Genomic DNA, 18,948 nt, shown 5'->3' on the forward strand with positions numbered 1-18,948 from the left:
TTAACAGCCCTTACGCTTTTAAGCTATCTACCTCAACATATTGGTATTCTAAAAGTGAGTTTGCTAGTGTTATTTTACTAACAATAAAAAATAACCAACTTATGCAACTCAAAAAACTATTTAACCCACTACTGCTTGCCGGCTTATTTGTAAGCAGCACTGCGATTGCGCAAACGCAGGTCATTTACAACGCTAATGGTTACACTCCCTTATACCAAGGTGGTATTCAAACGTTTTCTACTTTAGTGATTAAAAACGGTAAAGTTGTTAAAACTGGAGATGATACGCTTAAAAACACTTTTCCTGATGCCACACTTATTGATGCCAAAGGTAATACGTTACTGCCAGGGTTGATTGACGCTCACGGGCATGTAATTGGCCTTGGCGATAACTTATCGCAACTTGATGTACGCGGCGCTAAATCGGTCGCTGAAATAACCACAAAGTTAGAGCAATTTGCGAAAAATAAACAAGGCTGGATATTAGGGCGAGGCTGGAACCAAGAGCTGTGGAGCGACACGCGCTTTCCTACCGCCAAAGACTTAGACAAAGTAGTCAATGACCGTCCAGTGGTACTTTCGCGCGTTGACAGCCATGCAATTTGGGTTAACAGCAAAGCCTTAGAGCTGGCCGGTATTACCGCAGCAACTCAAGCCCCTGACGGCGGCGAAATTATTAAAGATGAATTTGGGAATCCAACTGGTATTTTTGTTGATAAGGCCGAGTCGTTAATTACCCAGCATATGAGCGCCCCTTCAAAACAAGCTATAAGCGACTCGTTAGATGCCGCAGGCGCGCACTTATTAAGCTTAGGCATTACCTCTACTCACGATGCCGGTATCGATAAAACCACCTGGGAAGTTTACAAAGAGCGCAGCGAGCAAGGTAATTTGCCACTAAGAATAGTCGCCATGCTAAGTGCTGCTAGCCCCGATTTAAAGCACATGCTTAAGGCAGGGCGCTATCAAGATGCTGCATCGTTTATGTCTATCCGTAGTGTAAAAGTATATGCCGATGGCGCATTAGGCTCGCGCGGGGCTGCGCTAATTGATGACTACGCAGATAGAAAAAACCACCACGGCCTAATGCTAGAAACCCAAGCCAAGCTTGAGGAATTATTTACTTTAAGCTTCAAAAATGGCTTTAGCGCCAACACCCATGCAATTGGTGATAAGGCAAATAAAGTGGTACTTGATGCGTATCAAAACGTGTTTAAGCAAACGGGCGGTATGTTACTGCGTAACCGTATTGAACACGCGCAAATAGTCACCCCTGATGACATTCCACGTTTCAAAGCTCTTAAAATCATTCCATCTATGCAGCCTGTGCATGCCACCTCAGATATGCATATGGCTCAGCAGCGCTTAACCGATAGCCAATTACAAGGCGCATATGCATGGCAAACATTTTTAAAGCAAGGCTCTGTGATTGCAGCAGGCTCTGACTACCCAGTAGAGCTGGCAAACCCTTTTGATGGCTTGTATTCAGCCATTACCCGTATGGATCATAATATGCTGCCTGAGAACGGCTGGCGCACAAGCGAAGTGCTAAGCCGCGAACAAGCCCTAAGAGCGTTTACCCTCGGCGGCGCGTATGCAGCGCACCAAGAGTTTAAAATAGGCAGCTTAGAAAACGGAAAATGGGCAGACTTTATTTTAATAGACAAAGACTATTTTAAAGCCCCTGTCGATGAGATTTATAAAACACAGGTTTTACAGACTTGGGTAGCTGGAGAATTACGTTTTAAAAAAGAATAGCTTACAAAGTATACAAACTTAAAAATAAACAAAGTAATTATGGATATTTACTAAAGTAATTAAAAAGTGTGTCGATAAGTGAGGGAATTTAAAAATCTCTTATGTTTCAGGAAGAAAACATGTTTTCTAAAAAACTATCTCTTACTTTATCGGCTCTTTTTACTTTATCACTTAGTGCATGCTCTACTCACCCAGTTTATAATGGCCACGCTTCGCATAATAATATTGGCCATCACAATAGCCATAATCGTTACACAGACGTTCATCAGCCACGCGTAAATAACTGGCAGTTCCCAGAAAATAACTACCGCCCTATTAACAGCAGTAAATTATTAAGTAACTATACAGAACAATTAGCAATGAAGCTGATTGAGAATATGAACTACATCAACAGTGGAACGCCTGTTGCAATTACTTCGTTTGTGAATTTAGATGACAATTTACAAACCACAAATATATTTGGTAATCACTTGGCTGAAAGCTTTATTACTGAAATGCAGGAGTTTGGCTTATCGGTAGTTGATTACAAACACACAGGCGCTGTGCATGTAACCCCGTTAGGTGATTTCTCGTTTAGTCGTAATGGTAAAGAAATTAAAGGTTACCCACATATTGAATACACTTTATCAGGCACTCTAACTTACACGAATCGTGGTGTAATAGTTAACGCTCGTATTATTGGGGCAAAGTCTAAAGTAGTGGTCTCATCGGCTAAAGGATTTATCCCAAGCTTTGTTGTTGAGTCACTTTATCCAACTCGTAGAACTGATGGCATTGTTTTAGACGCGGTGCTTTAAAACAAAAAAGGGTTAACTTAAATGTTAACCCTTTTTTTGAATTTTTAGCTTCACGCTTCTTTGACTTTGGGCTGTCGGTAGAGCTTTATAATATGGTACATATTTACCAGCGCTAATAAGCCATTAGTAAACGCAACAGGCACTGCACCAATAGCCACACCGTAAATAGTAAATACAATACAACCAAACATATTATACCAACGCAGTTTTACTACATCGGTCATTGTTAACGATGCAACCAAGAAAGCTGATGCAATATAACCTAAATATTCCCAACTCAATTGTTCTCTCCTACCCTTTAGGTTAGCATTACGCCAATGCTAACGTGTGGCACTTGTCAGTGTTACAACGTTTAATACCAATTCGCAATAATACTCAATCATTTTGTGGGGCTAAACGTGTCGCTACCTGCGTTAAAAAATGCTCATTTACGACTGCATGGATGCAGAAGGTAGAGCAATACAGGAGCAATTGCCGAGAACGACTAAATAGCGATTTTTTGCCTAGCTATCAACACGTTTTCCTAGCCTTAAAATTGTTCACTTAATTAGGCTGATTGGTATAAAATAAAAAAACTAACTTGCTTAAAAAACCTTAAAAAGTATATTGGTTGTAGCCAATAGCTTCCTAAATCATTACACGGGAAATGAAGGTATTACGTACTTAGCAAGGCTAAATACAGTAGCAAGTTAGCGTAAATTCTTAGAGCCTTAATAATATCGTCATTAAGGTGTAATAAATAGGACAATTGTCCGAAGAGCATATTGATGTTTCAATACCATTTTTCTAGTTACCTTGTTGAACAATTACTCACTTTTGCAGGGAGTAGCTATCAACAATCAAAAAAAGAAGTGCTGATCCACCAAGATCAACCACTTAGTAAACTTGTGCTGGTGCGCAGCGGTACTATTTCATTTAGTTATGATGTAGGTAACGGACGCCGCCTATTATTAGGCCAATTAGATTGCAACAACACCCTAATTGGTGAAATAGAAGCACTAAACAATAACCCATGTATTTATACGGTCACCTGTTTTAGCGATGTAACCTATAATTTAATAGAGCTTCGCCACTGGCGAGCATTACTGCTCGAAAAGCCAGAGCTGAGCTTATATACCGCGCAAACCATTGCGGCTAAGTTTCAAGAAAACCAAAAAATTAATTTAGATAAGTTACTGCTGCCTTTAAGCTACAACATAGCTAAAGACTGCTTACTACGCGCCGAGAACAATAACCCAACGCTACTGCGCGCATACCCAACCGTTAACGCCGAAGCAGAGCGCTTTGCAACCACTGAGCGAGCTTATCGTCGCGTAGTTACCGAGCTTGTTGAAAAAGGCTTAGTGCAGCGCAGCTCCCATGGGCTAAAAGCGGTCGATACACAAAGTTTAAGTGACTATGTAGACAGTTTTGCGCAGCTGTAAAAAAATCAGACACAAAAAAAGGCCGTAATGGCCTTTTTTAGTTTTTGTGCTATTTATTAGCACTGCGCTATAGCAATAATTTATTTAAAACGAGTGCACAAACACGCCCCCGCGCAAATAAATTCCTACTTAACGCTTAGGCAATTACTTATCTAATAAAATATCTTGGATATTTACTAAATCAGATTTACCTTCAATTATTTCATCTGGCGTTAAACCCGATAACTCATGCGGGAACACTAACCACTCTTCTGACTCATGAATAAAGTAATCTGGCACCATCTCTACTTTTGAGTTTTTAGGCTTATAGTACGGACATGCCACACGAATATCGCGTGGTAAATTTAAGCGCATAAGCTCAGAAAGCTTTTCTTTTAGTGCAAATATACTGCGGCCAGAATCAAACACATCATCAACAATAAGCAGTGAGTCACCAGCATTAGCGTTTTCTACAATGTAGTGTAGGCCGTGTACTTTTATTTCTTTAGATTGCTTGCCAATACCGTAATAAGACGACGTACGCACCGCAATGTGATCAGTCTCAATGCCTTTGTAATCGTAGTATTCTTGCACAGCAATACCAATAGGTGCACCACCTCGCCAAATACCAATTATAAAGTCTGGACGAAAGCCATCTTTATAAACTTGTGCCGCTACGCGGAATGAATCTTCAAGTAGCTGTTGAGCTGTGATGTAGCACTTATCTGACATAGTTTAGAACCCCAGTGGTGAGTATAACATTTGAGTGTAGGCACTTTAGCCAATAATTAAACACCCAAACAGGTATTGGCGAAGGATTTTACCGTAAATAAAAATAAATTGCTTGCCTGCAAATAGCAAAATAGGCACCAATTGGTGCCTATTTTATGTATTAAACGCTTAGTTACGTACTATTAAGCTTTTTCTAACAATGTACGTGCCACTGTGCGCATACCTTGCGTAGTTGCACCTGCAGCCCATTGGCTAGTGCTACCCATATTAAATGCTGCAGCTAAATCAATGTGTACCCAACCTTTACCATCATTTGGTACAAAGCGAGATAAAAAGCCTGCTGCATTTGATGCGCCGCCGTAACCGCCACCTTTTTGAGCGCGGCTATTTGCCGTATCAGCATATGGAGATGGGCAGTTTTGCTGGTGCCATTTTTCAAGCGGAAGAGGCCATGCAGCTTCCATTTCTTGCGATGCAAAGTCTTCTACTTCGCGTACCAGCTCTTTATCAAGGGCAAATAATGCGTTGTACTCTTGCCCTACAGCAACGAGTGCAGCACCGGTTAGTGTTGCCGCATCGATAATTAGCTCTGCGCCAGTTTCGCCTGCAGCCATTAGACCATCGGCAAGCACTAAACGCCCTTCAGCATCGGTGTTTACAATTTCAACGGTTGTGCCATTTTTGTAGGTTAAAATATCACCTAGTTTGTAAGCGTGGCCCGAAATTAAGTTCTCTGCACAGCATAAAAACAGCTTAATGCGTTTTTCTATACCGCGGTTAATAGCCAGTGCTAAACCCGCTGTTACCGTTGCCGCGCCACCCATGTCGCACTTCATTCCTAGCATACCTTCGCTAGATTTAATTGAGTAACCACCAGAGTCAAACGTTATACCTTTACCTACAAGCGCTGCGCTTACCGGCGCGTTTTCATCGCCTGTAGGGTTGTAATCAAGCTCAAGTAAAACAGGTGGACGCTCAGAGCCACGGCCCACAGCATGAATACCAATCCACTGTTGCTCTAATAACGCATCGCCTTTAATAATTTGGTAGCTTACGTGTTCAGGCGCTAACGATTGAATAAATTCGGCGGCTTTTTCAGCAAGGCTTTCAGGGTAAATGTCATCCGCTGTGCCGTTTACCATTTCTCGTGCCCACGTAGCTGAGGCTTTTAAATGCGCCAGCTCGTTTAGATCTGATTGTGCGTTATCAACAAATTCAACACCATGTAATGATTTAGGTGTTACAAACCCTTGGTAAAAAGCCCATTGGCTTTCTGTGCACCATGTATCGCCCGCAAGCTCAACCTGTTTAACACCTTGGCTTGCAATTGTTCGCGCCGCTTTTTGAACATTTTTTAATGTTTCTTGCTCAGATAAATGAACCGTTGCGCCTTGCTCGTTAAAAGACAACGCCGCGTTTTCGCCCCAATGGCTTGGTGCTGCTTGCTCGCTTAGTTGAACAACAAATTTTTCACTCATGTTAGAATACCCTTACACTTAAATGTGCCACCGAGTTTACTATAGTGAGTACAAGTTCCCAACAGCTTGAGATAAATAACATAAACCAACGCATCTGCAGCGTTTAGCATTGGAATTTAAATGAAATACACCCCAGCTTTACAGCCCGCCACGTTATTAAAACGCTATAAACGCTTTTTAGCCGACCTCCAACTTAACGATGGAACTGAATTTACCGCCCACTGCGCCAACACTGGTAAAATGACAGGTTGCGCAGAGCCTGGCTTTAGCGCTTTTTATTCAACCAGCGATAACAGTAAACGAAAATACCCTCAGTCGTTAGAGCTCACTCAAAACTCCCTCTCGCAGTTAATATGTGTTAATACCGCCGTGGCAAATAAAGTGGTCGAAGAGGCTATCAACAACCAGGTTATTACAGAGCTTAACGGCTATGAGCAGCTTCAAAGTGAAGTAAAATACGGCAGCGAAAACAGCCGTATCGACTTTTTACTCACCAGTGACAATAAACCCGCTTGCTATGTAGAGGTAAAGTCAGTCACCTTGTTAAGCGAAACCGCACCACAAAGTGGGCAAGGCTACTTTCCGGATGCGCAAACCGTGCGTGGGCAAAAACACATTCGCGAATTAATAGAAATGATCGAACAAGGCCACCGCGCAGTATTACTGTTCGCTGTTTTACACCAAGGTATTAATACGGTGAGTGCAGCAAGCCACATAGATAAAAAATACAGCGACTTATTAAACCACGCGATTAAAAAAGGCGTGGAGGTATACGCTTATAAGGCATCTATTTCGCCAAGTGAAGTAACGCTTAGTGAGAAAGTGGCCTTTAAATAAAAAATTTAACTTGCTTTTAAACTTTATGCCCATATAACTAGGCAAGTTTAAATACCGAAATAACGATTAATAAAGCATCAAAATCAAAATATGAGCCTTTTTAGTCAACACACTGGTTGAAGCTAATTCGATTAATTAAAAAATAAATTTGCCTAGGGTATAAGATTCTGCTATTTATACCGCCGGCTAATGCTGAGGCATTAAATTAAGGATTTAGGAGAGAGTTATGCCAGACCAACAAAGACATGGTTTATTGGCTCAAGCCGGTTTAGAACCATACCAAGAAAAGCCGGGCGAAGAGTATATGAATGAAGCACAACGTGCTCATTTTAAAGCGATTTTAGAAGCGTGGCGTAACGACTTACGTAATGAAGTTGACCGCACGAAATCGCATATGCAAGACGAAGCTGCCAACTTTCCTGATCCAGTTGACCGCGCTGCGCAAGAAGAAGAGTTCTCTTTAGAACTTCGTACTCGCGACCGCGAACGTAAACTGATCAAAAAAATTGAAAAAACAATTATCTTAATTAAAGAAGATGATTTTGGCTTTTGTGAGTCATGCGGAATCGAAATTGGTATTCGTCGTTTAGAGGCGCGTCCAACTGCAGATTTATGCGTAGACTGTAAAACCCTTGCAGAAATTAAAGAAAAACAAGCTGGGCGCGGTTAATTAAAATTAGTTAACTATGTCTCCTACAGCCGTTACCACGCCAAAGCGTGACTATCGCGGTCGATTTGCACCGTCTCCTTCTGGGCCACTTCATTTTGGTTCACTTGTGGCGGCTGTGGGCAGCTACCTTGATGCTAAAGTAAATCAGGGTAAATGGTTAGTGCGCATTGAAGATATAGACACCACCCGCGTGGTTAAAAATGCCGACACCCATATTCTAAATACCTTACAAGCCTACGGCCTTTACTGGGACGAATCCGTTGTTTATCAAACTCAGCGCCTACCTCTTTATCAAGAGGTAACAAACAAGCTGATCCACCAACAATGTGTATATGGTTGTCGCTGTTCTCGCAAACAAATAAAAGCCATGGGTGGCATTTACCAAGGTCACTGCAAAACACTTAACTTATCAACAGAGCAAGGCGCACTTCGTCTTAGCCAACAGCACCCAACATGCCATTTTAACGATTTGATTCAAGGCGATATTACTGTAAATAGTGCATTAGCCCATGAAGATTACATAATAAAGCGCAGCGACGGATTATTTGCCTACCAGCTGGTGGTGGTTATTGATGACATTGAGCAAGGTATTAATCGTGTGGTACGTGGCGCCGATTTAATCGAGCCTACAGCACGGCAAATCAGTTTATTTAAACAGCTTAATGCGCCCATTCCCCAATACGCACATTTACCCCTTGCGGTGGCCGAGCCTGGTTTTAAACTCTCTAAACAAAATTATGCGCCCGCTATTAGCACAGACAACCCAAAGCCCGCGCTTATTGATGCGTTTGAATTTTTAAACTTACCTGTGCATAGCCAATTGAATGATTTGTCTGTAGAGCAATTAATGGCGTGGGCTATTAACGAATTTAGCTTAACAGCGGTGCCAAACATACCCGAAATTCAAATTTCGCAAGGGCAACATCCAAACAGCACTAAATTTACGCATTTAAGCAAATAAAAAACTTAAAAACGGCTTAATTTCAGTCCATCAACTTAATTTTTATACCGCGCTGGTATATGATAGCCGCCTAAATAGAGGCTATTTACAATAAATACAAAGCACCGCACTATAATACCTAATTTATGTGCTTTTTGATTGCGATGACCAGCCAATCATCATTTCTGTAGGAGACAGATTATTATTTCCAAGCTTTTTCAATTTTGCAGGCAAATAATCGGCCCAAATGCCGATGTGCAAAGCACTCAAACAAGTGATGAACCGGTTGTTGTAACACGCGGCGAACATGGTATTTCACGTAAACAATTTAGCCCAAATGCAATCAAAGTACTTTACCGTTTAAAAGACGGTGGTTACGACGCTTACCTTGTAGGTGGTTGTATTCGCGATATATTGTTAGGTCAACAACCAAAAGACTTTGACGTTGTTACCAATGCCACCCCAGAGCAAGTTAAAAAACTATTTAGAAATTGCCGCCTAATTGGTCGTCGTTTTCGATTAGCACATATTGTTTTTGGTCGCGAAATTATAGAAGTAGCCACCATGCGCGGGCACCACGAAGCGCAAGAAGACAAAAACCATATTAGCCAATCAAGCGAGCACGGGCAGTTACTGCGCGATAACGTGTTTGGTAGCATTGAAGAAGACGCCGAGCGCCGTGATTTTTCTATCAACGCGCTGTATTACTCTATTAACGATTTTTGTATATACGATTACGCCAATGGCTTAGCGGCTATACAAGCAAAACAAATTGAGTTAATTGGCGACCCAGAAACCCGCTACCGCGAAGACCCTGTACGTATGCTACGTGCGGTACGCTTTGCAACTAAGCTTGATATGAGCATAGCGCCAAAAAGCGAAAAGCCAATTACTGCGCTTGCCAGCCTACTTGATAACATACCGCCAGCGCGTTTATTTGAAGAAGTTCTAAAGCTGTTTTTAAACGGTAAAGCCGAAGCTAACTATTTAATGCTACGCCAATACGGCTTGTTTAAGTCGTTATTTCCGGTGCTTGATAAAATTTTAGATAAAAACCCTGACGGCTTAGAAGCGGCGTTTATTCAGCAAATGTTTCAAAACACCGATAAACGCATTAATGCAGATAAAAAAGTAACGCCTGCGTTTATATTTGCTGCTTTAATGTGGTTTCCGCTGCTTGAGCGCACAAATAAAATTAAACAACAAGAACAGCTGTCTTACTTTGATGCCTTTGCTCAAGCCATGAATAAAGTACTGAGCGAAAATGCCCAGCATATAGCAGTACCTAAACGCTTTACCTTAGGCGCACGCGACATTTGGCATATACAGCAACGCTTAGATAAACGTGCCGGCCAACGCGCTTACAGACTTACCCAGCAGCCACGATTTAAAGCCGCTTATGACTTTTTATTATTACGTGTGGATGCCGGTGAGCATCAACATAGTGAGCTTGCCCAGTGGTGGACACAATACTTGAGCCTAGATATTAATGGCCAAAAAGAAATGGTAAAAAACCTAGGCCACCAAGGTGGACCAAAACCACGTAAACGTCCGCGCCGTCGCACCACTAAAAAGCCAGCTGAGTAATTGCATGCAGTGTGTATATTTGGGTTTAGGTGCCAACCTAAACTCACCCAAAGAGCAGCTTGATAACGCCGTTTGTGCGCTTAAAAAGCTGCCTCATTGTGAATTTATAAGTGTATCGCATTACTATGCAAGCAAACCAATGGGCCCACAAGATCAACCCGACTATGTAAATGCCGTAGCGTGTATTAAAACCGCGCTTGAACCTGAGCAATTACTTGATTTAACTCAAGCCATAGAGCTTGAACATGGACGGGTAAGAAAAGCCGAACGTTGGGGGCCGCGTACGCTCGATATAGATACCTTACTGTTTGGTCAGCAAGTGATTAATACCCAGCGCTTAACTGTGCCACATTATGGCCTGTGCGAACGTGAGTTTGTAGTTTACCCTTTACTTGAGCTTGCCCCAGAACTGATTTTACCAAGCGGCATTGCATTAAAAACCATTGCGCAAGACTTACCGCTCAACGACTTACAACAATTACCTCTGTAATTAACCAAGGCTTATGCCTGCGAGGATATTATGTCTAAAATAACCGTTTCTACTTTAAATAAAATGAAAGCAGAAAATAACAAAATCACCGCATTAACCGCTTACGATGCCAGTTTTGCTAAGTTATTTCATGATAACGGTGTGGACGTTATTTTAGTTGGCGATTCTTTGGGCATGGTGCTGCAAGGTGGCGACGATACCCTAGGCGTAACCAATCAAGATATAGCCTATCATACCCGCTGTGTACGCGGTGGCAGCCGTGAGCTTTTTGTAATAGCCGATATGCCCTTTATGAGCTATTCAAACGTTAGCGACACCTGTAAAAATGCAGCAGAGTTAATGCGTGCAGGCGCTAATATGGTAAAACTTGAAGGCGGTGAATGGCTTTACGACAGCATTAAAAGTTTAACGCAGCAAGGGATTCCTGTTTGCGGCCATTTAGGATTAACGCCGCAATCAGTACACGTATTTGGTGGCTTTAAAATTCAAGGCCGCGAAGACGACAAAGCGCAAAAAATGATTGATGATGCAAAAGCCCTAGAAGCCGCAGGTGCCCAATTATTAGTGCTTGAGTGTATCCCAAGTGTTCTCGCTAAACGCATTACCGATGCCGTCACCATTCCTACCATAGGTATTGGCGCAGGTAATGTAACGGATGGCCAAATACTGGTAATGCACGACTTAGTCGGTATTTCGGCAGGATACATTCCTAAATTTTCTAAAAACTTTTTACTGGAAACTGGCAACATGCCAGATGCAGTTAAAAAATATTGTTCAGACGTTAAAAGTGGCGCATTTCCAAGCGCCGAACATGAGTTTAAATAATGCAGTCAATTACTGAAATTAAATCATTACGTAGTCAAATTAAAGCTTGGCGCCAAGCAGGTTTAAGCGTGGCTTTAGTGCCAACCATGGGCAACTTACACCGCGGCCACTTTTCATTGGTTGAAAAGGCAAAAACAATGGCCGATAAAGTGGTTGTGAGTATTTTTGTCAACCCAATGCAATTTGGTGCCAACGAAGATTTAGATAGCTACCCGCGTACATTAAACGAAGACAAACAAGGCTTAGCCGACTTAAACACCGATATTGTGTTTACCCCAAGCGTAGACACCATTTACCCAAATGGGCTTGGTGAGCAAAGCTTTGTAGATGTACCAGGCGTATCTATGGGGTATTGTGGCGGCACGCGCCCAGGACACTTTAGAGGCGTTGCCACGGTAGTGACTAAGTTATTTAATTTAGTACAACCAGATTATGCATGCTTTGGCGAAAAAGACTTTCAGCAGCTGCAAGTGATTAAAACCATGGTACGCGATTTATCAATTCCTGTTGAAATTGTTGGTGTACCGACCATGCGTGAAGTTTCAGGCCTAGCTATGAGCTCGCGAAATGGCTATTTATCTGCAGAGCAAAAAGCCACGGCTACCGCATTATTTAAAACACTAAACAGCTGCGCTGAGCAGCTCAAAGCAGGCAATACCGATTACAAAGCACTTGAGCGAAGCGCACAGCTTAGTTTAGAGCAAGCCGGCTTAAAGCCTGATTATTTTGAGATAGCTCAACGAGATACACTAAAAGCTGCTACACTTGATGATACACAACTTGTTATTTTAGCTGCCGCCTTTTTAGGCAATGTTAGATTAATCGACAACTTACAAGTTGAGATTTAACAAAAGCGCAGTTCAACGTTAAGGATAAGCATGCAAACATTTATTAAAACGAGTGCCCTCGCCCTTTCATTTTCATTTTCATTGTTAGCAGCTTGCCAAAATCAAGTGAAAAACCCTGAGTTAAACCAATGCGCACAACAAAACTATCAGTGCGAAAATAGTTGCGATCAGCAATCGATTGACAAAGGTTTAAAACAGCAAGTGTGCTCTGCCAAATGTGTAGAGAGCTATAATCAGTGTAAAGCACAAGCGCAAAAGCTGACTGATCTGTAATCGCTTTTTAGTAACTTAGTCTGCTTTACGCTTTAAAATTTTACACACAAAAAAACCGCTCATTGAGCGGTTTTTTATTGGTTGGGTTTAAATTATAAACCTAACTTTTTAAGCTCTGCTTCTACTAACTTAGCAGATAGTGGTACGTAACCATCTTTTTCAACGATTTTTTGACCGTCTTTAGAAAGTACCATTTTTAAGAACTCAGCTTCAATTGGTGAAAGCGGCTTATTAGGGTGCTTGTTCACGTAAACGTATAAGAAACGAGAAAGTGGGTATTTACCTTTAGCAACATTATCAAGCGTTGCATCTACGTAGTTAGTGCCTTTTTTAGATAAAGGAACCGTACGTACACCCGACGTTTTGTAACCAATGCCTGAGTAACCAATCGCGTTTAATGAAGATGAGATTGACTGTACAACAGAGGCTGAACCTGGTTGCTCATTTACGTTGTTACGGAAGTCACCTTTACACAGTGCTTTCTTTTTAAAGTAACCGTAAGTACCTGATACAGAGTTACGTCCGTATAATTGAATGTCTTTTGCAGCCCAGTCGCCCGTTAGGCCAACATCGCTCCAGCGGTTAACTTGCTCAGACGCACCACATTTACGAGTAGATGAAAAAATAGCATCTACTTGGTCAATACGTAAGCCTTCAATTGGGTTATCTTTGTGCACAAATACCGCTAATGCATCAATCGCTACACGCACTTCTGTAGGCTTGTAACCGTAGCGTTTTTCAAACGCTTCGATTTCTTTTGATTTCATTTTACGGCTCATAGGACCCATGTTAGAGGTGCCTTCGGTAAGCGCTGGTGGAGCAGTAGACGAACCTGCCGCTTGAATTTGAATATTTACATTTGGGTAAATACGTTTGTACTCTTCAGCCCAAAAAGTCATCATGTTAGCTAAAGTATCAGAGCCTACAGATGAAAAGTTACCTGAAACGCCGTTAATTTTTTGATATTCAGGAATTGCGTCGTCAAGAGCAACAGCCTGTGCAGATACTAATGTTGTAACAGCCACACCCATTGCGGCAACTAAGTTTTTAAATTTCATGCGGGGTTCTCCGATTTGTTCGTCCCATTTCCTAACTGTCGTCTACTGTAAAGTGAGTAGATGACAGTTACATTACTCTTAAATGACACTTTTATGACTTTGTTTTTTATTGCCTTTAACTTGCTAAGTTAACAAGCTTATCCTTTGAAAAGTCGAAAGAAAAACACGAGCCTTTACCAAGCTCACTGCTTATATTTAATTTACTATCGTGGCGTGTAAGCACATGTTTAGTAATTGCTAAGCCTAAACCTGAGCCACCGGTTGTGCGACTCCTTGCTTTATCTACGCGGTAAAAGCGCTCAGTTAAACGATTTATATGCTCTGGTGCAATACCATCGCCATTATCATTTACGCTAAAGTGCGCAAGCCCCTCTTTACGCTGCCAGGTAACAACAATTTTTCCGCCCGCTTTAGTGTAATGTATAGCGTTAAATACTAAATTAGAAAACGCACTGCGTAGCTCATCTTCAGAGCCTTTAATATCAAGCTCATTATCTATATCAAAAATAAGCTCATGGCCTTTATCTTGGTTTATAGACTGCGCTTCGGTTTTAATGTAGTTGAGCATTTGCGGCACATTTATGGCTTTGTCGTTGTCTTGCCTGCGCGCCCCTTCAATACGCGAAAGAGATAAAAGCTGATTAACTAAGCTGTCCATACGCTTACATTGCTCAAGCATGGTATTTTGCGCTTTATTCCACATTGCAGGCGGTGGCATCATATCGCCATCCATCATCTCAAGGTAGCCAGTAACAACCGTAAGCGGCGTACGCAGCTCATGCGATACATTGGCAACAAAGTCTTTGCGCATTTGCTCTAGCTGCTTTAGGCGTGTTACATCACGTACTACCACCATAAGCTGCGTGTTGGCATACGGCATTACCCTAAATTCAAGCACTTGGTCAACAATATGCCCGTTATCAAGCTCTAATGGCTCTTCAAATTCACCGCGCAGCATGTACTTGGCAAATTTAGGTTCGCGTATTAGGTTATCTAGGCGCTGGCCATGATCGGTCGGCCACTGTAGCCCCAATACTTTAAGTGCAAGTTGGTTACACCAAACAATGCTTAAATCACTTTGCAACACCACTACGGCATCGGGTACGGCTTCAGCTCCATCGCGAAAGCGACGAATTAAATCGGCCAGTTCATTGCGTTTTTTACGATTACGGTGCTGTAAATGATAAATGCCTTCAAATACTTGTTCCCACGCACCCTCGCCCTCTGGTGGGTTAAAGCTACGTTGATTTAAAAGCCAATCGCTTAAGCGATAAAGTTGATGATAATGCCAGACTAAAAGAGAAGAAGTGCCTAAAAATAAAAGCAAAAAAGGTGCACCAATAAGCACACCAACTAATAACAGGGGTAAAAAATAGATAAACAGACGTTTTACTAACGCCTGTTTATTAATAACTCGATACATACACTCACTTTACCTTTGAGTAGTAATTTATGCGTACTCACACCCTAGCTGCGGTACCTTATAATTTACTAGAAAAACGATAACCTGCACCACGTACTGTTTGTACTAAGCGATCATGCCCCAGCGGTGCAATCGCTTTGCGTAAACGACGTATGTGCACATCAACTGTACGGTCTTCTACGTACACATTAGTTCCCCAAACATGGTCAAGCAGTTGCTCACGGCTATAAACACGCTCTGGGTGAGTCATAAAAAAATGTAATAATCTAAATTCGGTTGGGCCCATATCAAGCTCGCTTCCCTCAGAGGTAACGCGGTGCGATATTGGGTCTAAACGCAAGCCATGTACTTCTATGGCTTCTTCTAATGAGGTAGGCGATACACGGCGAATAACCGCTTTAATGCGAGCCATTAACTCTTTAGGAGAAAAAGGTTTAGTGACGTAGTCATCTGCCCCTACTTCTAGGCCGCGTACTTTGTCTTCTTCTTCGCCGCGGGCTGTAAGCATAATAATTGGAATTTGGCGTGTGTATTCACTTTGCTTAAATTGCTTAGCAATTTGAATACCGCTACCGCCTGGTAACATCCAATCGAGTAAAACCATATCTGGGTATGGTTCAACCATAGCTGCAATTGCAGAATCGTAATCTTCTGCTTCAATTGCTTGAAATCCATTTTGCTCTAAAACAAAAACTAACATCTCTCTGATAGGAGCTTCATCATCTACGACTAGTACTTTACGTGACATTCCAAATTATCTCTTACGCTATCGAATTAGTTTTCATTATTATGACTAAGTATGACATTTTTATGAAAGTGTAACGTGTAAATTAAAATCCTGGTAAAAAAAACACAAAATAGTGACAAAAAACCTCATTAACGTCATATTTTTAAAACTATTTTGCAAATTACGGTTAATCAAAACATATTTACAAAAAGATGACAGTTTTATTTCTGAGTAGATATTCATGGCGGGATCATTACTTTACTAACACAGTAAAAAAACCAGGTACGAAACTGAGTTTGCACTGGAAGATGTGATTACGTGGTTAAAAATAGATCTGTTTTTTACTAAGCAGCCTATAAAAAGATCAGATTTTTACTAAGCCGATCGGGTTTGGGATCACGGTTATACTTAGTCAAACAACTAAGCACCTGATCTATTGTACAAATAAAAAACGATCTGATTAATTGAGCGCCTAACGTGGCGTAAATTTATGCGCTAGTTGGTAAATAAATGATCCAAATGCGGGGCGGTTAGTAAATCAGTGATCCCATTTTATTAAGTTGGTACAACAGTGATCCCAGTGCTTTGCGGTATAAAAAAACCAGCTGGATTACGCCAGCTGGTTTTTATAACGTTATTTATTAATCAAAGATCATTATTTAATTTGTGGGTCTAACTCACCACTTAAATATTTAAGGTGCATGTCATCAAGTGAAATTGGCTTAATTTTACCTGCTTGACCAGCCGTACCAAACGCGTTGTAACGCGCAACACAAATCTCTGTCATTGCTTTAGTTGCTTCTGCTAGGTATTTACGCGGATCGAAGTTAGATGGGTTAAGCGCCATATGACGGCGAATAGCACCGGTAGAGGCCAGGCGTAAATCGGTATCAATATTTACTTTACGTACACCGTATTTGATCCCTTCTACAATTTGCTCAACAGGTACGCCATACGTTTCAGGAATTTCGCCACCGTATTGATTTATGATCTCTAACCACTCTTGTGGTACAGACGACGATCCGTGCATTACTAAGTGCGTGTTCGGGATACGTGCGTGAATTTCTTTAATACGATCAATCGCTAAAATGTCATCTGTGGGTGGGCGCGTAAATTTGTACGCACCGTGCGATGTTCCACAAGCAATTGCCAAGGCATCAACATGGGTTTTATTTACAAAATCAGCGGCTTCTTCTGGGTCGGTAAGCATTTGATCAGTAGTTAGTTTACCTTCTGCGCCTACACCATCTTCTTCGCCCGCTTCACCGGTTTCAAGTGAGCCAAGTACACCTAGCTCGCCCTCTACCGATACGCCACAAGCATGTGCCATAGCCACGGTTTCGCGTGTTACTTCTACATTATATTCGTAGCTTGATGGGGTTTTTCCGTCAGTCATTAATGAGCCATCCATCATAACTGATGAAAAGCCAAGTTGAATTGAGCGTTGGCAAACACCGGGTGAGGTACCGTGATCTTGGTGCATTACTACTGGAATGTGCGGCCATTCTTCAACGGCTGCTAAAATCATGTGGCGGATAAATGGAGCACCAGCATAAGCACGTGCGCCTGCTGATCCTTGAACAATTACTGGGCTGTTTGTTTTATCAGCCGCTTCCATTATTGCGCGCATTTGCTCTTGGTTATTCACGTTAAAGGCTGGAACGCCGTAACCGTGTTCAGCTGCATGATCTAAAAGTTGTCGCATACTGATTAAAGCCATTGGGTATTCTCCAATTTATCGACAGCAGTCTCCTGCCATCTAGTTTGAACGGATATGTTAGTTTGACGCAATCACTGCGCCACAAAATAAAGCAATTTACACTGCTTAGTTTTGTCTTAATTAACTATTAAATAAGGGTGAGAGGTATTTAATAATTAATCGTTGGTGAGGGTTTCCCCTCACCTAATGCGGCTAAAAATTTATTATTTAGCGCGCGACTCTAGCATTTCTACTGCTGGAAGTTTTTTGCCTTCTAAAAACTCTAAGAACGCACCACCACCGGTAGAAATGTAAGATACTTTATCGGCAATGCCGTATTTATCAATTGCCGCTAAAGTGTCACCACCGCCTGCAATCGAAAACGCATTAGAGTTAGCAATTGCCTGAGCAATAGCACGTGTACCATTACCAAACTGATCAAACTCAAATACGCCAACTGGGCCATTCCATACAACAGTACCGGCGTTTGCAATAATTTTTGCAAGCTGGCTGGCTGTATCAGGGCCAATATCAAAAATCATGTCATCGCTTGTTACTTCGCTTACATCTTTAAGCGTAGCGACTGCAGAGTCTGAAAATTCATTACCTACTACAACATCAGTCGGTACCGGAATTTCACCATCGTTTGCTTTAGCTGCTGCACATAAACGATTTGCTTCATCCATTAAATCAGCTTCATAAAGTGATTTACCAACCGGATGACCCGCAGCAGCAATAAAGGTATTAGCAATACCGCCACCTGTTACAAGCTGATCTACAATCGTTGAAAGCGAGTCTAAAACAGTTAATTTAGTTGATACTTTAGAACCACCTACAATGGCCACTAATGGGCGTGCTGGGTTATCTAGTGCTTTACCAAGTGCTTCAAGTTCTGCTGATAATAACGGGCCAGCACAGGCAACATCTGCAAATAAGCCAACGCCATGAGTAGACGCTTGTGCGCGGTGAGCGGTGCCAAATGCATCCATTACATACACATCACACAGTGCAGCAAGTTGTTTTGATAAGGCTTCGTCGTTTTTCTTTTCGCCTTTATTAAATCGTACGTTTTCAAATACAACTACTTCGTTATCGGCAACTTCAACGCCGTTTAAGTAGTCTTTTTCAAGGCGTACATTTTGCTCAAGTGCATCGTTTAGGTAATCGGCTACAGGGGCAAGTGAAAATTCGTCATCGTACTCGCCTTCCGTAGGGCGACCAAGGTGCGACATAACCATTACTTTAGCGCCTTTTTCAAGAGCTAGCTTAATAGTAGGCAGTGCAGCACGAATACGTGCATCTGAGGTCACTTTACCTGCTTTAACTGGTACATTTAAATCTTCACGAATTAATACGCGCTTGCCGTTTAAATCTAAATCTGCCATTTTTATGACCGACATAACA

At 41.8% G+C, this 18,948-nt stretch carries 19 protein-coding genes; 11 read left to right on the forward strand and 8 right to left on the reverse strand.

Features of this window, described 5'->3' with window-relative positions:
- Nucleotides 1–101 precede the first annotated feature (101 nt).
- Nucleotides 102–1,757: an amidohydrolase gene (locus B4F91_RS08420; RefSeq protein WP_286938004.1), complete on the forward strand. Its 1,656-nt coding sequence runs from the start codon at nucleotides 102–104 to the stop codon at nucleotides 1,755–1,757.
- A gap of 119 nt (nucleotides 1,758–1,876) precedes the next feature.
- Nucleotides 1,877–2,554, forward strand: coding sequence for a FlgO family outer membrane protein (locus B4F91_RS08425; protein ID WP_004586098.1), 678 nt, complete (start codon nucleotides 1,877–1,879; stop codon nucleotides 2,552–2,554).
- A gap of 50 nt (nucleotides 2,555–2,604) precedes the next feature.
- Here B4F91_RS08425 and B4F91_RS08430 read toward each other — a convergent pair whose 3' ends face one another.
- A complete protein-coding gene (locus B4F91_RS08430; RefSeq protein ID WP_004586097.1) occupies nucleotides 2,605–2,835 on the reverse strand; it encodes a YgjV family protein in 231 nt (76 codons plus the stop codon).
- Nucleotides 2,836–3,321: 486 nt separating this feature from the next.
- Between B4F91_RS08430 and B4F91_RS08435 the strand changes: the two genes are divergently transcribed.
- Nucleotides 3,322–3,978, forward strand: coding sequence for a Crp/Fnr family transcriptional regulator (locus B4F91_RS08435; RefSeq protein ID WP_004586096.1), 657 nt, complete (start codon nucleotides 3,322–3,324; stop codon nucleotides 3,976–3,978).
- Between the two features lie 144 nt (nucleotides 3,979–4,122).
- Here B4F91_RS08435 and B4F91_RS08440 read toward each other — a convergent pair whose 3' ends face one another.
- A complete protein-coding gene (locus B4F91_RS08440) occupies nucleotides 4,123–4,689 on the reverse strand; it encodes a phosphoribosyltransferase (RefSeq protein ID WP_004586095.1) in 567 nt (188 codons plus the stop codon).
- A gap of 182 nt (nucleotides 4,690–4,871) precedes the next feature.
- A complete protein-coding gene (gene pepB, locus B4F91_RS08445) occupies nucleotides 4,872–6,167 on the reverse strand; it encodes an aminopeptidase PepB (protein ID WP_054982768.1) in 1,296 nt (431 codons plus the stop codon).
- Nucleotides 6,168–6,287: 120 nt separating this feature from the next.
- On the opposite strand from pepB, the gene sfsA reads away from it, so the two are divergent.
- The 8 genes from sfsA (at nucleotide 6,288) to B4F91_RS08485 (ending at nucleotide 12,637) form a co-directional block, all read left to right on the forward strand.
- The gene (gene sfsA, locus B4F91_RS08450; protein ID WP_096739155.1) at nucleotides 6,288–7,004 is read left to right on the forward strand and encodes a DNA/RNA nuclease SfsA; all 717 of its coding nucleotides are present in this window, start codon (nucleotides 6,288–6,290) and stop codon (nucleotides 7,002–7,004) included.
- Nucleotides 7,005–7,230: 226 nt separating this feature from the next.
- Entirely contained in the window at nucleotides 7,231–7,674 is a 444-nt protein-coding gene (dksA, locus tag B4F91_RS08455) for an RNA polymerase-binding protein DksA (protein ID WP_004586092.1), read from the forward strand.
- Nucleotides 7,675–7,690: 16 nt separating this feature from the next.
- The gene (gene gluQRS / locus B4F91_RS08460; protein ID WP_024033189.1) at nucleotides 7,691–8,635 is read left to right on the forward strand and encodes a tRNA glutamyl-Q(34) synthetase GluQRS; all 945 of its coding nucleotides are present in this window, start codon (nucleotides 7,691–7,693) and stop codon (nucleotides 8,633–8,635) included.
- 234 nt (nucleotides 8,636–8,869) lie between these two features.
- Nucleotides 8,870–10,201, forward strand: a complete 1,332-nt coding sequence (pcnB, locus tag B4F91_RS08465; RefSeq protein WP_286937768.1) for a polynucleotide adenylyltransferase PcnB — start codon at nucleotides 8,870–8,872, stop codon at nucleotides 10,199–10,201.
- 4 nt (nucleotides 10,202–10,205) lie between these two features.
- A complete protein-coding gene (gene folK, locus B4F91_RS08470; protein ID WP_029773910.1) occupies nucleotides 10,206–10,691 on the forward strand; it encodes a 2-amino-4-hydroxy-6-hydroxymethyldihydropteridine diphosphokinase in 486 nt (161 codons plus the stop codon).
- A 30-nt stretch (nucleotides 10,692–10,721) separates the two neighbouring features.
- Nucleotides 10,722–11,516 carry a 3-methyl-2-oxobutanoate hydroxymethyltransferase gene (gene panB, locus B4F91_RS08475; protein ID WP_024033191.1) on the forward strand — a complete coding sequence of 265 codons (795 nt, stop codon included), beginning with the start codon at nucleotides 10,722–10,724 and terminating at the stop codon, nucleotides 11,514–11,516.
- A complete protein-coding gene (gene panC / locus B4F91_RS08480; RefSeq protein WP_273608402.1) occupies nucleotides 11,516–12,364 on the forward strand; it encodes a pantoate--beta-alanine ligase in 849 nt (282 codons plus the stop codon). Before panB ends, panC begins: the two co-directional genes overlap by 1 nt.
- Before the next feature lie 30 nt (nucleotides 12,365–12,394).
- A complete protein-coding gene (locus B4F91_RS08485) occupies nucleotides 12,395–12,637 on the forward strand; it encodes a hypothetical protein (protein WP_055252799.1) in 243 nt (80 codons plus the stop codon).
- A gap of 92 nt (nucleotides 12,638–12,729) precedes the next feature.
- Here the strand turns inward: B4F91_RS08485 and B4F91_RS08490 are convergent, their stop codons facing one another.
- From B4F91_RS08490 to B4F91_RS08510, 5 genes are all read right to left on the reverse strand, one after another.
- Nucleotides 12,730–13,695, reverse strand: a complete 966-nt coding sequence (locus tag B4F91_RS08490) for a PstS family phosphate ABC transporter substrate-binding protein (protein WP_004586085.1) — start codon at nucleotides 13,693–13,695, stop codon at nucleotides 12,730–12,732.
- A 115-nt stretch (nucleotides 13,696–13,810) separates the two neighbouring features.
- The gene (gene phoR / locus B4F91_RS08495) at nucleotides 13,811–15,118 is read right to left on the reverse strand and encodes a phosphate regulon sensor histidine kinase PhoR (protein WP_004586084.1); all 1,308 of its coding nucleotides are present in this window, start codon (nucleotides 15,116–15,118) and stop codon (nucleotides 13,811–13,813) included.
- Between the two features lie 58 nt (nucleotides 15,119–15,176).
- The gene (gene phoB, locus B4F91_RS08500; RefSeq protein ID WP_004586083.1) at nucleotides 15,177–15,866 is read right to left on the reverse strand and encodes a phosphate regulon transcriptional regulator PhoB; all 690 of its coding nucleotides are present in this window, start codon (nucleotides 15,864–15,866) and stop codon (nucleotides 15,177–15,179) included.
- Nucleotides 15,867–16,500: 634 nt separating this feature from the next.
- Complete coding sequence (gene fba, locus B4F91_RS08505) at nucleotides 16,501–17,565, reverse strand: class II fructose-bisphosphate aldolase (protein WP_004586082.1); 1,065 nt, start codon at nucleotides 17,563–17,565, stop codon at nucleotides 16,501–16,503.
- 203 nt (nucleotides 17,566–17,768) lie between these two features.
- Nucleotides 17,769–18,944, reverse strand: coding sequence for a phosphoglycerate kinase (locus tag B4F91_RS08510; RefSeq protein WP_004586081.1), 1,176 nt, complete (start codon nucleotides 18,942–18,944; stop codon nucleotides 17,769–17,771).
- Between the last annotated feature and the right edge of the window lie 4 nt (nucleotides 18,945–18,948).

The sequence above is a fragment of the Pseudoalteromonas sp. UBA6610 genome (genome assembly GCF_002433295.1).
Taxonomy (GTDB): Bacteria; Pseudomonadota; Gammaproteobacteria; order Enterobacterales; family Alteromonadaceae; genus Pseudoalteromonas; species Pseudoalteromonas atlantica.

Bases quoted from the DNA above. Each gene is read 5' to 3' on its own strand.
- dksA (WP_004586092.1), top strand. From the start codon at position 7,231: ATGCCAGACCAACAAAGACATGGTTTATTGGCTCAAGCCGGTTTAGAA.
- phoB (WP_004586083.1), bottom strand. From the start codon at position 15,866: ATGTCACGTAAAGTACTAGTCGTAGATGATGAAGCTCCTATCAGAGAG.
- fba (WP_004586082.1), bottom strand. From the start codon at position 17,565: ATGGCTTTAATCAGTATGCGACAACTTTTAGATCATGCAGCTGAACAC.
- sfsA (WP_096739155.1), top strand. From the start codon at position 6,288: ATGAAATACACCCCAGCTTTACAGCCCGCCACGTTATTAAAACGCTAT.
- B4F91_RS08510 (WP_004586081.1), bottom strand. From the start codon at position 18,944: ATGTCGGTCATAAAAATGGCAGATTTAGATTTAAACGGCAAGCGCGTA.
- B4F91_RS08490 (WP_004586085.1), bottom strand. From the start codon at position 13,695: ATGAAATTTAAAAACTTAGTTGCCGCAATGGGTGTGGCTGTTACAACA.
- gluQRS (WP_024033189.1), top strand. From the start codon at position 7,691: ATGTCTCCTACAGCCGTTACCACGCCAAAGCGTGACTATCGCGGTCGA.
- pepB (WP_054982768.1), bottom strand. From the start codon at position 6,167: ATGAGTGAAAAATTTGTTGTTCAACTAAGCGAGCAAGCAGCACCAAGC.
- B4F91_RS08425 (WP_004586098.1), top strand. From the start codon at position 1,877: ATGTTTTCTAAAAAACTATCTCTTACTTTATCGGCTCTTTTTACTTTA.
- panC (WP_273608402.1), top strand. From the start codon at position 11,516: ATGCAGTCAATTACTGAAATTAAATCATTACGTAGTCAAATTAAAGCT.
- folK (WP_029773910.1), top strand. From the start codon at position 10,206: ATGCAGTGTGTATATTTGGGTTTAGGTGCCAACCTAAACTCACCCAAA.
- panB (WP_024033191.1), top strand. From the start codon at position 10,722: ATGTCTAAAATAACCGTTTCTACTTTAAATAAAATGAAAGCAGAAAAT.
- B4F91_RS08435 (WP_004586096.1), top strand. From the start codon at position 3,322: ATGTTTCAATACCATTTTTCTAGTTACCTTGTTGAACAATTACTCACT.
- B4F91_RS08440 (WP_004586095.1), bottom strand. From the start codon at position 4,689: ATGTCAGATAAGTGCTACATCACAGCTCAACAGCTACTTGAAGATTCA.
- phoR (WP_004586084.1), bottom strand. From the start codon at position 15,118: ATGTATCGAGTTATTAATAAACAGGCGTTAGTAAAACGTCTGTTTATC.
- B4F91_RS08420 (WP_286938004.1), top strand. From the start codon at position 102: ATGCAACTCAAAAAACTATTTAACCCACTACTGCTTGCCGGCTTATTT.
- B4F91_RS08485 (WP_055252799.1), top strand. From the start codon at position 12,395: ATGCAAACATTTATTAAAACGAGTGCCCTCGCCCTTTCATTTTCATTT.